Origin of the sequence: Nostoc sp. (genome assembly GCF_036917975.1) — a bacterium.
GTDB lineage: Bacteria > Cyanobacteriota > Cyanobacteriia > Cyanobacteriales > Nostocaceae > Nostoc.
Genome location: NZ_JBALEJ010000034.1, coordinates 243,909 through 259,736, shown reverse-complemented (window position 1 = coordinate 259,736; position 15,828 = coordinate 243,909). Strand labels below are relative to the sequence as shown.

Sequence of the window (15,828 nt, the reverse complement as noted above, 5' to 3'; positions counted from 1 at the left end):
ATATACTTTGTTTATAAAAGTTTACATTCCGACAGTGACCAGCCCTTAGTAACATTAAAAAATTATTCCTAGCTGCAAAGATCGTATGGGGAATCTGTGTCAATACTTTCCAGTTTTGTGATAATTTGAGGCTTAATTTTTTCGTACTCGCTTTTTAGTAAACTTTTACTGATTTGCGGGTCGGCAGAAGACACCAGCGTGTTACTCATTGCGACCCACTCTTGCAGTCGTTGGCGCTGGGCAGAAGCAACGCTGGAAAGTAAGATATGGGTACAGCGATTTGGTGTTTCTCGTGCAAAGAATAACAAGCGGTAGTAACCCGTATGGTGTAGTAACCGCACAATTTCTTGACCAAGACTGCTTTTGAGATCGAGGTAGTAAGGCAACCATTTAGCGCCATGCTTACGGTTGTAGATGACAGTAATCCATAGCAGCATGGGATGGGGAAGAGAGATGAACAGAAATTGGTTATAGCGGGTACAGAGTAAGCGTTTTTGAATTTCCTCCTGCGGTAGCATCACCCATAAAGCTGGTAAAGCCTCCCCAGTGATATGAATGGGCTGGGGAAAGACAATATCGGCAATTGGTTTATTGGGGGGCCAGGAAATGGCATGAGCGATTTCATCGTTAGACCAGGATACCCGCAAATCGGCTTTTGTCTTTTGTTCAAGCTCAGGACTAACTATAGTAGTAGGAACTAGGGCATGGCTGTCTTGTTTAACTTTGCGTGTATGCTCAGGCTTTTCTAGAGACGCTAGAACTTTGAGGATTTCATTGATACTTTGGGGGCGATCGCGTGCTACCTTAGCGAGACAACTCATCACCAAATTTTCGAGTTCTCTTGGTAGTTCTAATCCAGGGGCGACCTCAGCAAAAGAACGTGGTTTTTGATAGTGATGTGTTTTATACCATGCTCCAAAAGAGTGAGTTGGTGCCACCAGTGGCATTTTGCCTGTGAGCATCTCAAACATCATGACGCCCAAACTATAAATATCAGCACGGTTGTCTAATTCCTTACCCTCCATTTGTTCGGGAGAAGAATAAGCCAATGTCCCCAAATAGAATTTTGTATGGTCGCCATCTGACTGTAATAATTTAGCAATACCAAAATCTAGAACCTTGACCAATTCTCCGAAACTGGGATCTTGAATCACCAGCATATTACTTGGCTTGACATCGCGATGGATGATTGGGCAAATAGTACCCTCAACTGGGATACCATCATGGGCGCACTGTAATCCCAGGCTGAGTTGACGCGCCATACTCAGGAATCTTGCTAAAGGCAGTCGTTCCTTGCGAATAATATTGTTCAGGCTTTGTCCTTGTAAGTATTCCATGACGTAGAACGGGGTATTATTGTCATCTACGCCATAGTCCATAACTCGGACAATATGGATGCTTTTTTGCCCTAGTAAAGCACAGGTTTTTGCTTCTCGCTCAAAGCGGTCTTGCAATCGCATCTTTTCATTTTGGATTGATAGAGCAAGAAACTTAACTGCAACGGGTACACCTCCCAATAAAGTATCTTTAGCACGATAAACCCGACCCATTGCTCCAGTACCGATTAACTCCTGGAGTTGGTAGCGTTTGCTCAGTAAGCGACCAATGTTAGGGTCTGACATAGGAAAATTCGACTCCAAAAGCAGGTTGTAAGTGTTTGGGAGGGAAAGTGCATTCAAACTGATATCTGAATTATATTATTGTGCCCATAAATAACTTTCTAGGCTCGTACTGCAAGGCAGAAATCGGAAGTTAAAAAGCTTATAAGATAGGCTTTTATGCAATTTCCAATGGTTGATCTATTTCCGCAGTCTTGCACTAGCTCTTTTAGCTTCACCATCTGGCAGTTTGCAACCGAGATGTTTATTACATTTGGTGCAACATGACAGATCAAATAAGCAGAAAGGGTATACTTCTAATGACGCTTTATTTACACCATTTTGCACTTTAATTGTGATGTAGTTTTAGTTTGCCCAATTTTGACTGAATAGATAACTCTAGTATCTACCAAAAACCTTAATTAGGGAGTACCATACTCAACCACAGAGTTCTGAGAACTGAGCAATGAGTGTAGGGTTTTGAATATCAATAAAGCCTGATAGGGTAATATGAAACTATACTGGGTAGATTTTATCAAATCCATAGCCCTATGCTCTAGCTTATTAGGATAGTTCTGATTTGTTTAATAAAAAGTTTTTCAGACGATCTTAGCCTTTTTAAGGGAAGAGCCGGAATCAAAGTTCTTCTTCTTAAGGGTAGCTACTGCCTTGAGGGGATCTGCCGACTCTCAAGCAACCTAACCGTTGGCGGAACCTATTGTAGAAAAGCGTCTTTGAACAGGAGAAGCAAGTAGCATGAATTTATGAAACTCTAAAACATTTTGCTAGCGACAAGACGACTTTTAAAAAATTCTTTCAGCTTGTTGGTTATTATTCAAGCCTGATTCCTATAGTACTAATTGATGTTTTTTCGTTTTATGCGTAGGTTATAAGACATGTGAAAAACTGATTTGTTACCCATTAGATAGTATTGAATTCGACGTTCGATAATATTCTTAAATCTGTAAATTAAAACACTAAAGAAAGACTGATTTTTCCTCATTTCTCTCAATGCTGTTAACCATTTTCCTTGTTTTATAGGCAATACAACTTGAAAGTAAGCTAGATATTTTTTAAATACTGCAAGATTATAAGAAAGAGCATATGTTAAATCTGAATTTTTTTTCACAACCTCTTGTTGCATGAAAGAAGTAGTAGATATGCAGCATTGATTTAGACGTGACAATATATTTTGACCTACAAGAGAAATAGGGCGTGAGCGATAGAAATAATAAGGTTTTGGTACAAGAAAAAAGCGAGCGCCATTGATTAAGCATTGCAGAGCAAAGCAAAAGTCTTCAGCTATACTGATGGTTTCATCGTACATAATGCCGTGCTTAAATAGAAAATCTCGTTTGAATATAGGCTTGCTTAAACCAAGATGTAACCCAGCTTGTCCATAGACATCAGTTTCTACAAAATAAACGCTATCTATTTGGATAATTTTATCTATATGTTCTCCACTTTCTTGAATCAACGTACTCCAAGGAGATGTTGCACCATCTTTGATAAAATAAAGATCATCAGCAATCATATCTGCATTTTTTTCCTCTGCCACCAATATCAACTTTTCTAATCTTTCGGGAGCATACCAGTCATCTGAATCAAGAACAGCAACCCACTCTCCCTGGGCTGCTCTGAGGGCACGATTACGTGCAGCAGAAACCCCAAGATTTTGTTGGTTAACTATCACTTTGAGTCGTTGATCGGTAAAACTTTTAGCTACTTCTACAGTTTGATCGCTAGAACCATCATCGACAATGATGACTTCAATATCAGTAAATGTTTGCTCTAAGACTGACTCTATTGCTTTAGCAATATAGGCTTCGGTATTGTAAGCAGGGATAATGACAGAGACTTTAGGATTCACAAAACTAAACTCCTGACTATATGGTTCGGTAAAAAATGCTAAAATCCTGACGATAATTTAGTAATCTGTTTTTTAGAATAGCAATACTAAATTCTTGTAGGGAGAGAAAAAAGTTGAAAAACTGATAACTGATAAATAGGTATTTTTCCATCTGTATTTTCTTACGATTTACAGCGTTTTGCAACTACATGAGGTACACCCATCCCCAACCCTCCCTTTGCTAATGGCAGGGTGTGCGATAGCGCTGGTGGGGTATTTGTGTACCTCACTAAGTTAAAATCTGCTGTAATTTGACTTATTATATACAACTTAGTAGGTCAGTGAAAATAAACAATAACTCCTTAAGGTCAGCCATGAGATATTAGACCTCTTGCATAAATCAAAAATAAAGAACCCCACCCCGCATTTGAGTAAAGGAAATGCGGGGTGGGGTGTTAAGGACTTTTGCAAGAGGTCTATTGGAGGTTGGGAAACCAGTAGGTTGCCAGAGTTGTTTGAGCGGAAAGCTTGCGGACTAGATGTAAAGCTGTGCATTGACATTTGTTAGGTTGACTGACGCTCTAGCCTCGCTTCCATTGTGTTAGTTAAACAATGACCAGCCAAAATGCCACTACTGAGGTAATATGTATCTTCCGAAATCCGGTGTAGGGTTTCAAAGCCACTACGACGCTGACGATCGCCTAGTACCCAGTAACGCTGCACAATAGTATCTAAACCAATCCAGCCTTCGCCTTCAACCTGACCCCAAATATTATGTTGTAGTAAAAAAGTATATTGGCGCTCTCCTTCATGCAGCCGCCCCTTGTATTGTAAAGAGATTTCGGAGCGATCGCTACCTGGGAATATTAATTTTGTGGCCATAGTGAACCAGTTATCTCGATGCCAAGCTACCAAGGTCATACCCTTAACGCTGATTGGTATACCATTACGTTCCAGCCAATTTCCTTGCATTGCCCAGCGTCCTGGTTCTAATAAAAAAGTATGAGCCAAATTTTATATTTCCTGTCTTGATCGAGTGCCGCCAAGACTACAGTTATAGCAGTGCTAAGTTAGGAGTTAAGAGTTAAGAGTTAGGAGTTAGGAGTTAAAAGTTAGAAATTCTTTCCCTACTTTCCCATTCAGTACGGGCTAAACCTTAGCTATCTGCTAACAGCACTTAAGACTGACCTTGCTGAATTTCTCCCAAAAGCACTTCTTGAGGTGCCCCAGTGGCAGTAGGTAGGTTGCCAGGAATGCCCAAATTTCTCCAGTAGGCTAAAACCGCGAAGGCGATCGCTTCTTTAAAATCTGCACTCAAGCCGACTTCATCTGTAGTCCAGACTGGTATTGATGTCATTAACAGCTGTAATCTTTGTTTGAGATAGAGATTGCGACTACCACCACCACATAATAGTACCCGTTGTGGCATTTCCGGCAAAAAAGTGCGGTAACTATGAACAATTGAAGCTGCTGTAAGTTCCGTCAGAGTTGCCAGTACATCAGCAGCATTAAGTTGGTATGCTTGGGCATCTTTTAAACACTGATGCAGATAAGTCACACCAAATAACTCTCGACCAGTGGATTTAGGCGGCGGTAGATGAAAATAGTCTTGGCTTAACCATTGTTCTACCAATGGATCGCAAGGAGTACCACTTGCTGCCCAATTACCATTTTCATCGTAAGTTTTAGCACCAGCACTTAAATGCTCCACCGCTAGATCCAACAGACTATTTCCTGGGCCAGTATCCCAAGCGCGAATTTTTGAGAGCCAGTCGCCATACCGAGGCGGAATATAAGCAACATTGCCAATACCACCAATGTTTTGAATGCAACGCCCTTCCTGGGGATGACTGAGTAAATAAGCATCGACTCTAGGCACGAGAGGCGCACCATGACCACCAATAGCGATATCAGCAACACGGAAGTTGCTCACAGTTGTAATAGCTGTAAGATGGGCAATTAATGCACCGCGCCCTAGTTGCAGACTGTAACCCAAAGGAGTGCTAAGTGCTGAGTGAGGCATTCCTCTCCTCCTGCTCCCCTGCTCCCCTGCTCCCCCTGCTCCTACTTTGGGTGGTCGATGATAAACTGTCTGACCGTGGGAACCAATGAGAGTAGCTGGCTGATGACCAATTTGAATATTTTGGGCAGCTTGAGCAAAGACAATGGCGATCGCATCATCTATTTCTGCTAATTCTGCCATTGAGATGGCAAGGCCTACACCAACTGCCAATATTCTTTCTCTGAGTTCGGCTGGATAAGGATATGTTGCCCCAGCTAGCAACTCAATTTTGAGATCCGATTCTGTGCCGGAAATCTCTACCAACACAGCATCTATGCCATCTACGGATGTGCCACTAATTAAACCAATAACGCGAGTAGGAACAGCAACTTCTTCAGTCGGATGCATGGATCAATATTCTTTTGTTGATTGCAAGAGGTAGTTCACTTCATACTACTACCCATGTCAAAAAAACTCAGGCGGCATAGTTGACTGGAGAAAGACGAATGATGAGGGAAAGGGTGAGAGGCAGCCTACAGCTACCTATCAAAGAACATTGTAGTTCCCTTGAACTAAAAAGAATAATTTTGAAATTACAGCAATTCCAGAGTTATGAAATGTATTAAAACTATCTGGATATATTGTAAAAATTGATGCAATCGGTTGCCATAAACAGATTGTGAAGTTAACCACACAGCAAAATGCAGGTTATGTAATTACCTGAAAGAAGAACTGAGGTAATCTTAATCTTTGAGCTTGAAAAACTATTCAGCCAAGGGATAAGCACTGATTTTAAATGGTTTGGCATCGCACAATGCCTCATGCCTTCTTGATCTATAACCTTAAAAACATAAACTGTCTGCAAACCATAAAATGACACTTTCGATAAATGAAGCTTGTTTACAATTTAGCACTGACAACTTTGCATCTTCTACATAAAGCTATAGATATCACAGAACAAAATATCAGTGATTACCCTCTAAATAAAGTCCAATAACCTGCATTTTAATCTAAGTATAGTCAAATTAAAAAGTAGTAATCCCTCTGATGTTGGAATCTAGAAGTACACCGCACAATGAGGCTATGAACACGAAAGATTAAAAAACCAAAAGGAATTGTCAAATGAAAAATCTTCTAATTAAGTCTGCGATCGCTTCTGGTGTAGTTTTGTCTTTAGCTACTATTACCCGTCCTGCAACGGCTGCGTCTTTTGCGGTCTCAATAGAAAACGCAGGCGTACAAAATGCACAATTATCAAATCTTGTTAATGCCCATGTAGACACCTTTGATTCACAAACACAAGGTTACAGTGCAACAGGATTTCAATGGAATGATGGACAAACAAATATTGGTAGCTATAAGAATACTCTGGTCTTGAATCCAGACCAATATGGTGCTGCTGGTGGAACAGGTAAGTATTTTGATGTAGACACGAATAGATCGGGTAATGGTCAAACAGTTTCCACCCTCAATTTGACAAGCCCACAAAGTTACTTTGGGCTTTGGTGGTCTGCTGGAGATGCTAGCAACGTAATTACATTTCTTTCACAAGGTCAGGTTGTACAAACTTTGACTACCGCTGATGTGGTTAGTTATATCGCAAATCTACCAAATAAATCCAGCTACTATGGTAATCCTAATTCGGCATTCCAAAATCAAGATTCTGGAGAACCCTTTGCGTTCATCAACTTCTACGATGTTGGCGGAACTTTTGATCAGGTTCAATTCACCAATATTGGCGGAAGTGGTTTTGAATCAGATAATCACACAGTCGCTACTGGCTACAACGGTATCACCGGTAATATAGTTATTCAAGCAGTGCCTGAGTCTTCTTCTGTATTAGGAGTTTTTGCGATTGGTTTTGTGGGTGCTGCTTCAGTTATGACTCGTCGAGCTAAGAAAAAGTCAGTTTTGCAATTGTCTTAAGTCTAGTGGCTTGCAAGCAACGCAATTTCTAGCTCACATTAAGTATCCTCTGCACTTCTGATGATAGTTAAGGGAATGTCACTCTCAAGCGATGCCTGCGGCTGGCTACGCCTACGCTACTTTAATAGCACTGCTTTCAAGCAATTTTATTAAAGATACCAACTCTAGCTCAGTAAGATTTGCCTGATTTTCTTTATGCCTCACTCCCAGGCTCCACTTCACGTAGCGTGTCGTAGGCAAGATTTCAGAAATTCCAGCGAAAAGTCAACATTAAATACAAGTTAGGGCGAGTTTACTTAAGTAAGCTCGCCCTAATTGTTTGGCGATTTATTTTATGAGCAGCCAACTCTACAACACTTAGATTGCCTTCTGCTTGGAGATATTGGCTAAAAGCTTAACTTGGCATAGAACTGATCCTAAAACCCAAGTCTTAAGAATCGATATGATAGAAAAGTAGATAAAATTTAAAAAATATTTATCGAATGGTGCTTCAATCATCTGGCTTGTCCAAGGTCAAAGACTCACTAAGACAAAAAATCTTCTTGGGTAATGAACCCAATGCAGAGTTAATTGCAATTCTCACCGTTTACTTTGTCCAAGGAATTTTAGGGCTATCGCGTCTAGCTGTGAGCTTTTTCCTCAAAGATGAACTGCTGCTAAGTCCAGTCCAGGTGTCGGCACTATTGGGAATTGTCTTCCTACCTTGGATGATCAAGCCGGTATTTGGTTTTATCTCTGATGGCTTGCCTATATTTGGCTATCGTCGGCGTCCTTACTTGATTTTATCGGGGATATTGGGAACTGCTTCTTGGGTGAGTCTGGCCACAATAGTTCATACTAGTTGGGGAGCTACCTTAGCGATCGCTCTTAGTTCTCTTTCCGTTGCGATGAGTGATGTCATAGTTGACTCGCTGGTTGTGGAACGTGCCAGAGGCGAATCACAAGCAACAGCCGGCTCACTACAATCTCTGTGCTGGGGTGCTTCTGCGATCGGAGGTTTAATCACAGCATACTTTAGCGGTCTGCTACTTCAATACTTTACTACCCGTACCGTCTTTGGGATTACCGCTTTCTTTCCTCTCATCGTTTCAGGGGTAGCTTGGTTAATTGCTGAGTCCCCCATTCGGAAAGATTCTCAAGATAGTAATCAGACAAACCCCCTACCCATCAAACATCAACTGGGGCAGCTACGCCAAGCCATTACCCAAAAAACAATTTGGCTACCAACGGCATTCGTCTTCATCTGGCAAGCTACCCCAAATGCTGACTCAGCCTTTTTCTACTTCTCTACCAACGAACTACATTTTGAACCAGAATTTTTGGGGCGGGTACACTTGGTAACAAGTTTCGCTTCTTTAGCAGGCGTTTGGATTTTTCAACGTTTCCTCAAAAGCATCCCTTTTCGGGTAATTTTTGCTTGGAGTACCGTCCTTTCGTCAATTTTGGGGATGACGATGCTCTTGTTAGTGACTCACACAAACAGACTGTTGGGTATAGATGACCACTGGTTTAGTTTGGGTGATAGTCTTATTCTCACTGTAATGGGGAAAATTACCTTCATGCAAGTGATGGTGTTAGCAGCAAGGCTTTGTCCCCCTGGAGTGGAAGCGACATTATTTGCCTTGTTAATGTCGGTATTTAATTCAGCAGGAACGGTTTCCCATGCATTTGGGGCATTAATCACCTATTGGCTGGGGATCACCGCCACGAACTTTGAATCACTTTGGCTATTAGTGCTAATTACTAATCTCAGCACGCTGTTACCCTTACCATTTATCAACTGGCTACCTGCTGCTGAGGAACAAACTGAGACACCCAAAGATGGGGAAAAAGCGTTTGTGCCAGATTTGATGTCTGAGTTGGTATTGAGAGAACCAGAGTCGAAAATAGTGGAATAGGGTAATACAGAAGTTTTCAAGTAGATAAGGTACAAAGTGCAGGACTCATGCATCAAAAATAAAGAGTTTCACTTCTTTCCCCCTGCCCTATTTGGGTGAAACCATTTTTTCGCTAGCAATGATATGCAAATCGATGTTTTTGAGTAAGCGTACCAATCTTTGCGTCAAAGATCCTTTGAGAAACATAAGCCAGCGTGATCGCTGACTTTCACCAATCACAATCTGGGTGATCCGATGTTTCTCGGCGACTTCAGCGATCGCATTAGCTACGTTACTGTTGGTAACACGAAGAAAAGTACCTTCAAATTCTTTACAGAGTTTCTCACAGGTGTGGATGTGTAAGCTTTCCTCTTTGGTGAGAAAGCGCTCTGGATTGGCAACAAACAAGGTGTAAAGTGGGGCATTCATGTAGTTAGCCAGCCTCGCGCCCCGGCGTAATAGCTGCACTGAGTTGGGATAGGTGGATACACACACCAAAACCCGCTCGTGAATATTACAAGATTGCCCGTTAGGAATAGTGGCGATCGCATTTCCTTCCACATTGTCTGCAACTTCCCGCAAAGCCAACTCCCGCAAAGCAATCAGGTTACGGCGTTGGAAAAAATTATCGAGGGATTGTTGGATTTTTTCTGGTGCGTAAATCTTGCCTTCTAATAACCGTTCTTGCAATGTTTCTGGCGTAACATCTATTACTAGTATTTCGCTTGCTTCATCCAGAATCCTATCAGGAACACGTTCACGGACTACCACACCTGTAATTCTGGCTACTAGATCATTGAGACTTTCCAAATGTTGTACATTCATTGTGGAGTGGACATCAATACCTGCTGCCAAAACTACTTCTACATCTTCGTAGCGTTTTTCGCGTGGGGAACCAGGGACGTTGGTATGGGCAAGTTCATCGATTAAGACTAATTGGGGCGATCGCTTTAAAATAGCATCTGTATCCATATCCGTTAGTGTCAACTCACCTTGCGGATATTCCTTGCGTGGTAGAATCTCCAGTCTCTCTGCCTTCTCAATTGTCTCCTTGCGTCCGTGGGTTTCTAAAAGCCCAACAACGACATCAATTCCTTCATGTTTGAGTGCGTGTCCCTCTTCCAGCATCCGGTAGGTTTTGCCTACTCCTGGAGCCATACCAATAAATATCTTATGCTTACCCCGTCGTCGTGGCGGATAAAGCGAGTAACTTGCAGAATTTAAAGGTACAGTGCCACCTGAACTAGTATTATTATTATCTGACATTTCATTCTTGGTTTCTATAGCAATCCTATTTCATCGGAAAACGGCGCTTTACCCAATGCCCAATGCCCACTTACTGATTTTGCTGACGATTAATATCTTGCAAGTCAAGAGCATAATTCAATCGGAGAACATTGACTCCTGGTTCGCCAAAAATCCATAAGAATCTGCCATCAGTATACTTGTTAATTAAACGTAGGATCTCATCTTCTTTTACTTTACGTGCACCAGCAACCCGAGCTAATTGCTGCCGTGCTGCTTTAAAGGAAATATGCGGGTCTAAACCAGAACCAGATGTATAAATTATATCAGCAATCGGTTGAAGATTTTCGTCTCGCAATTGATTTGCGTCTTCTAGAATCCGCTTCATTAGTTCTGGATTGCTAGCAGCGAGATTGCTGGCTCCAGATATGCCAGTTGGCTTGGCTTTTTTTCCTTGGCTATATCTAACAGTACTGGGACGAGGATGGAAATATCGCTCAGATGTGAACACCTGCCCGATCAAAGCTGAACCAATTGGTTCATTATTTAGATTCAACATAATGCTGCCATTAGCTTGATAGTGTAAAAAAACTTGACCCACTACAAGGATGATCAGCGGATAGATAATTGCAGTCAACAACCAAAGCATTAGAGTTATAAAAATTGCTCTGATGGTTTCTCGAATAATAGCCATAATAAGTTTTCCAATTGCTCCTAGAATTTTATTTTTTATTTTTATTTTTTATTCTTTTGCCCACTCAGGAAGAAGTTAAAGAATGCTGTTAGCAATAGCATAAAACACTGGGGTAACTACCACATTCAAGCACAGCAGGATAAAAATAGCGAGTGGTAGGTGTTGTTTCGGCTATTGCAAGCAAACAAAGGATATTGACGAAGCGGTGCTGAATTAAAACGATGTTTATTCATATTCTTCTTTCTCCTTTTCTCAACAGGTAAAAGTAAAAATGTTTATTTTCATCAAGATGCGTTTGTTTCCCTAAGAGAATGTTTGAAAAGTATTAGGCAATAGAATGATGCCTCCGGCACGCCAAGGGCGAACGCTACTACACAAAACTTAGTCCACGGAGGTGGACTAAGATAAAATCAAGGCTTTTTAACCCACGGAGGTGGGTTTGGTTTGTGTAGCCGCGACTTCCAGTCGCCCGGTGAGTAATAAATTAGACTTTTCAAACATCCTCTAAGCCAAACCTATAACTGTAATCAGTATATCGATCAACTTAATCGCAATAAATGGCGCAATCACCCCACCTAAGCCGTAAATTAAGATATTGCGTTCGAGTAGCTGATTAGCTTTCAACGGTCTAAATCGCACACCCTTCAATGCCAAGGGAATCAAAGCGGGAATAATCAAAGCATTATAAATCAGCGCTGATAGTACAGCAGATTTCGGGCTAGTCAAATTCATAATATTTAGGCTTTGCAGGTTAGCAGCGACAAATATCACTGGGATAATTGCAAAGTATTTAGCAATATCATTAGCTATGGCAAATGTCATCAATGCCCCACGAGTAATCAACAATTGTTTACCAATGCTAATGATATCGATCAGCTTTGTGGGATCGGAGTCCAAATCGAGCATGTTGGCGGCTTCTTTGGCAGCTTGCGTCCCCGTATTCATGGCAACGCCGACGTTAGCTTGGGCTAATGCTAGAGCATCGTTAGTTCCATCTCCCGTCATGGCAACTAGTTTGCCTGCGGCTTGTTCCTTTTTAATGACGTTAATTTTGTCCTCTGGCGTGGCTTCGGCAATGAAGTCATCCACGCCTGCTTCTTTAGCAATGACCGAAGCTGTAATTTGGTTGTCTCCAGTTAGCATGATGGTACGCACTCCCATCCGTCGCAGTTGCTCAAAGCGATCGCGGATACCAGGTTTAACTATATCTTTGAGATAAATAATCCCGTAAATTTCGTTATCTAGGCTGACTGCTAGGGGTGTGCCTCCCAGGCGAGAAACTCGTTCGTAGACAGCATTTAATTCTGGTGTATCGCGTCCGTTGCGGGAACGCACAAATCCTTTAATGGCTTCTACTGCTCCCTTTCTAGCCTCATATCCACCAGGTAAGTTAGTGCCACTCATCCGTGTTTTGGCGGAAAAACTAACTCCTTCTGCCTGGTTGGGGTCAAAATCAAACCGTGCTACCAACTTTTCTGCTAGTCGGACAATAGATTTACCTTCTGGTGTATCGTCAAAGACACTAGCCGCCCAAGCAACATTAGCAATTTCTGACATTGAATAACCGTTAATGGGAATAAACTCTTCCGCCAAACGGTTGCCAAGGGTAATTGTACCTGTCTTATCAAGAACTAGAGTGTTGATATCACCACAGACTTCGACTACTCGTCCTGAAGTCGCAATGACGTTAAATCGGGCGACTCGATCCATACCAGCAATGCCAATGGCACTTAGTAAGCCGCTAATGGTTGTAGGAATTAATGCTACTAATAGGGCAATTAAAATTGGTATGCTGACTGGACTGTTGACATAGTAAGCAAGTGCAGGCAGAGTTACCACGACTAACAAAAATATTAAGCTGAGAACTGCCAGCAATACTGTCAGAGCAATTTCATTGGGTGTTTTGCTGCGTTCTGCCCCTTCTACCAAGGCAATCATCCGGTCAATAAAGCCTTTGCCTGGATCGGATGTGATGCGAATAATTAGTTCATCTGAGATAATCCGCGTCCCACCAGTGATGGAACTGCCAACATCGGAACCTGATTCTTTTAATACTGGTGCGGATTCCCCTGTAATTGCCGATTCATCTACTGAGGCGACACCCATAATTACTTCACCATCGGCGGGGATGATATCACCAGCAACGACGTAGATGGTATCGCCTTGTTTAAGGCTGGTGGATGAAACTTCACTCAGTGTGCCATCGGCAGCAAGTTTTTTGGCGATCGTCTCTGATTTCGTTAACCGTAAGGCATCAGCTTGGGCTTTACCCCGCCCTTCTGCCACTGCTTCGGCAAAATTGGCAAACCAAACTGTCAAGAATAAAATCCCCGATAACAAGCCGTTGAAAAGTTGCGGGTTCTTTTGGAGGGGTGGGCCAAATAGGTTGGGATCAATTGTTAGCAATAGGATGATGATTGTCCCTACCCAAACCACAAATATCACTGGATTTTTGATTGCATACTTAGGGTTGAGCTTGACAAAAGCATCTTTAATTGCCCTGAAGTACAGCCATTTATTACTTGCCCTGGCCTTTTTACGTCCTCGACGGCGATCGCCAGAACGAGAATTTGGGCGTCTAGCTTTGAAGTTAGTTGCCACTTGATTCATAAATAAAGTTAGAAGTGAGAAGTACAGACGCGACTAATCGCGTCTGTACAGGAGGAGTAGAGGATTAATCTTGTCTGTACAGGAGTTAGGAGTTATTAGGAACTTCTAATAAAATATCCAACCTGTAGGGTGGCGTTAGTAAGACACTCTACGAAACTGGATAATTTATTTATTTTTTAGTATTCTCTTAATTCCAAACTCATCACTCATAACTCATAAATTTTCTAACTGCCAGATGCTAGCTTTAAACCCTCAGCTATGGGGCCTAAAGCCAGAACGGGAAAGAAAGTCAATACTCCCAAAACCAGTGTCACTCCAGCTGTGATACCAGTAAATACCAGGGAATCAGTTCTTAAGGTACCAGGGGTTTCGGGGACTGGTTTTTTGCGAGACATGCCGTCAGCCAACAGCAGGATGGCAATCATCGGAATGTAGCGTCCTCCTATTAAGCTAACTAAAGTACTCAAGTTCCACCACAGGGTATTATCCCTCAACCCCTCTAAGCCGGAGCCATTGTTTGCTGCTGCCGAGGCGTATTCATAAACTACTTGAGAAATACCATGATAGCCAGGGTTGCTAATTCCAGATAGAGAGATGGGATAAGCTAGAGCGATCGCACTGGGAATCAAAACTAGAATTGGGTGAATCAACAGCACGACGCTGGCAAGAACGATTTCTCGCTTTTCGATTTTGCGTCCTAAAAACTCTGGGGTACGTCCTGCCAGGAGTCCAGTGAGAAACACTGTGAGAATTAAGTAAATAAATAAGTAAGCTGTTCCAGTTCCCTGTCCACCCCAGATAACTCGGATAAATAAGTTGAAGAGAGTCGAAAATATTCCTTGCGGCATCAAAGAATCGTGCATCCCATTCACCGCACCAGACATAGTAGCAGTAGTCATCACTGCCCAAAATGCCGTTTGTGCCCAGCCAAATCTAACTTCTTTACCCTCTAAATTAGGCTGTTCTAATCCAAAGGCATTATTAACCAGGGGATTACCTTGCAGTTCTCCTACGGCTGTCACTCCCACCAGAACTACAAAAATCACAAACACCATCCAAAAAAGTAGCCAAGCTTGTTTAATGTTGTTGGCAAATATACCGTAGGTGTAAATCAAGGCTGCTGGGATAGAAATCATGGCGATCATTTCTATCAAATTAGAAGCGCCATTGGGATTTTCAAAGGGATGTGCTGAGTTTACGCCAAAAAAGCCGCCGCCGTTCTCGCCCAAAAGTTTGATCATTTCAAAGGATGCTACTGGGCCTCTGGCAAGATATTGCGTCCCGCCTTCTAAGGTTCTCACATCTAGAGTCTTCGCTAATGTTTGTGGCACACCTGTTACCAGCAAAGCGATCGCGCCAATAATCGAAATCGGCAGCAATATTCGCGTAATTCCACGAACTAGATCGACGTAAAAGTTACCCAGTCGTCTACCCGTTAACCCACGAATAAAGGCAATTCCTACAGATAAACCAGTAGCTGCGGAGGTGAACATCAAAAAGCCTAAAGCTGCTACCTGACTAAAATAGCTTAAGGTTGTCTCACCAACATAGTGTTGCTGGTCTGTATTTGTCACAAATGAAATGGTTGTGTGTAGTAATACATCCCAAGTGGGCGCACCAAAGCCATTGGGATTCCAGGGTAAGAGTCTCTGAAAATATATAAGTAAATATACTGAAATGCCCATAATGATGTTGCTGCACAGTACAGCCCGGATATACTGCCAAGCCGTCATATCATCTTTTCTCCGAACACCCGCTAGTACGAACATACTTCGCTCTATGGGGTTCATTAAAAAATCCAGCAGTGTTCTTTCTCCCAAGAAGACACGTGCTATGTATCTTCCAAATAGCGGAGTGATTGTTATGACAATACACAGCGTTAAGCCTATTTGCAAAAAACCTTGTCCCATATATTTTGTGCTAAATTAAATTTGAGTTGTTAACAAGCCAATTCTTAGAAATAACAGATTAGCTGTAGGAATATTTGATTTCGAGAGATTTACTATTTTCCAGATAATTGTTAAAGT

Annotated in this window: 10 protein-coding genes; 2 read left to right on the top strand and 8 right to left on the bottom strand. The window is 42.0% G+C overall.

Annotation, left to right across the window (positions count from 1 at the left end; genetic code table 11):
• Window positions 1–68: 68 nt before the first annotated feature.
• From V7K76_RS15790 to V7K76_RS15775, 4 genes are all read right to left on the bottom strand, one after another.
• Window positions 69–1,622, bottom strand: coding sequence for a serine/threonine-protein kinase (locus V7K76_RS15790; protein ID WP_334780203.1), 1,554 nt, complete (start codon window positions 1,620–1,622; stop codon window positions 69–71).
• A gap of 832 nt (window positions 1,623–2,454) precedes the next feature.
• A complete protein-coding gene (locus V7K76_RS15785; RefSeq protein ID WP_334780202.1) occupies window positions 2,455–3,468 on the bottom strand; it encodes a glycosyltransferase family 2 protein in 1,014 nt (337 codons plus the stop codon).
• 543 nt (window positions 3,469–4,011) lie between these two features.
• Window positions 4,012–4,458: a hypothetical protein gene (locus V7K76_RS15780; protein WP_334780201.1), complete on the bottom strand. Its 447-nt coding sequence runs from the start codon at window positions 4,456–4,458 to the stop codon at window positions 4,012–4,014.
• 166 nt (window positions 4,459–4,624) lie between these two features.
• A complete protein-coding gene (locus V7K76_RS15775; RefSeq protein WP_334780199.1) occupies window positions 4,625–5,857 on the bottom strand; it encodes an anhydro-N-acetylmuramic acid kinase in 1,233 nt (410 codons plus the stop codon).
• A 714-nt stretch (window positions 5,858–6,571) separates the two neighbouring features.
• Here V7K76_RS15775 and V7K76_RS15770 point away from each other — a divergent pair.
• Complete coding sequence (locus V7K76_RS15770) at window positions 6,572–7,375, top strand: Npun_F0296 family exosortase-dependent surface protein (protein WP_334780198.1); 804 nt, start codon at window positions 6,572–6,574, stop codon at window positions 7,373–7,375.
• 482 nt (window positions 7,376–7,857) lie between these two features.
• Complete coding sequence (locus V7K76_RS15765) at window positions 7,858–9,273, top strand: folate/biopterin family MFS transporter (protein ID WP_334780197.1); 1,416 nt, start codon at window positions 7,858–7,860, stop codon at window positions 9,271–9,273.
• 87 nt (window positions 9,274–9,360) lie between these two features.
• On the opposite strand, the gene V7K76_RS15760 is transcribed toward V7K76_RS15765, so the two are convergent.
• The 4 genes from V7K76_RS15760 to kdpA all read right to left on the bottom strand — a co-directional run bounded on the left by V7K76_RS15760 (window position 9,361) and on the right by kdpA (window position 15,711).
• Window positions 9,361–10,518 carry a universal stress protein gene (locus V7K76_RS15760; RefSeq protein WP_334780196.1) on the bottom strand — a complete coding sequence of 386 codons (1,158 nt, stop codon included), beginning with the start codon at window positions 10,516–10,518 and terminating at the stop codon, window positions 9,361–9,363.
• Window positions 10,519–10,588: 70 nt separating this feature from the next.
• Window positions 10,589–11,191: a K(+)-transporting ATPase subunit C gene (gene kdpC, locus V7K76_RS15755; RefSeq protein WP_334780195.1), complete on the bottom strand. Its 603-nt coding sequence runs from the start codon at window positions 11,189–11,191 to the stop codon at window positions 10,589–10,591.
• 504 nt (window positions 11,192–11,695) lie between these two features.
• Complete coding sequence (gene kdpB / locus V7K76_RS15750) at window positions 11,696–13,801, bottom strand: potassium-transporting ATPase subunit KdpB (RefSeq protein ID WP_334780193.1); 2,106 nt, start codon at window positions 13,799–13,801, stop codon at window positions 11,696–11,698.
• A gap of 224 nt (window positions 13,802–14,025) precedes the next feature.
• A complete protein-coding gene (kdpA, locus tag V7K76_RS15745) occupies window positions 14,026–15,711 on the bottom strand; it encodes a potassium-transporting ATPase subunit KdpA (RefSeq protein WP_334780192.1) in 1,686 nt (561 codons plus the stop codon).
• Between the last annotated feature and the right edge of the window lie 117 nt (window positions 15,712–15,828).

Coding starts and splice junctions, on each gene's coding strand:
- kdpB (WP_334780193.1), bottom strand. CDS start 13,801: ATGAATCAAGTGGCAACTAACTTCAAAGCTAGACGCCCAAATTCTCGT.
- kdpA (WP_334780192.1), bottom strand. CDS start 15,711: ATGGGACAAGGTTTTTTGCAAATAGGCTTAACGCTGTGTATTGTCATA.
- V7K76_RS15790 (WP_334780203.1), bottom strand. CDS start 1,622: ATGTCAGACCCTAACATTGGTCGCTTACTGAGCAAACGCTACCAACTC.
- V7K76_RS15775 (WP_334780199.1), bottom strand. CDS start 5,857: ATGCATCCGACTGAAGAAGTTGCTGTTCCTACTCGCGTTATTGGTTTA.
- kdpC (WP_334780195.1), bottom strand. CDS start 11,191: ATGGCTATTATTCGAGAAACCATCAGAGCAATTTTTATAACTCTAATG.
- V7K76_RS15760 (WP_334780196.1), bottom strand. CDS start 10,518: ATGTCAGATAATAATAATACTAGTTCAGGTGGCACTGTACCTTTAAAT.
- V7K76_RS15765 (WP_334780197.1), top strand. CDS start 7,858: ATGGTGCTTCAATCATCTGGCTTGTCCAAGGTCAAAGACTCACTAAGA.
- V7K76_RS15770 (WP_334780198.1), top strand. CDS start 6,572: ATGAAAAATCTTCTAATTAAGTCTGCGATCGCTTCTGGTGTAGTTTTG.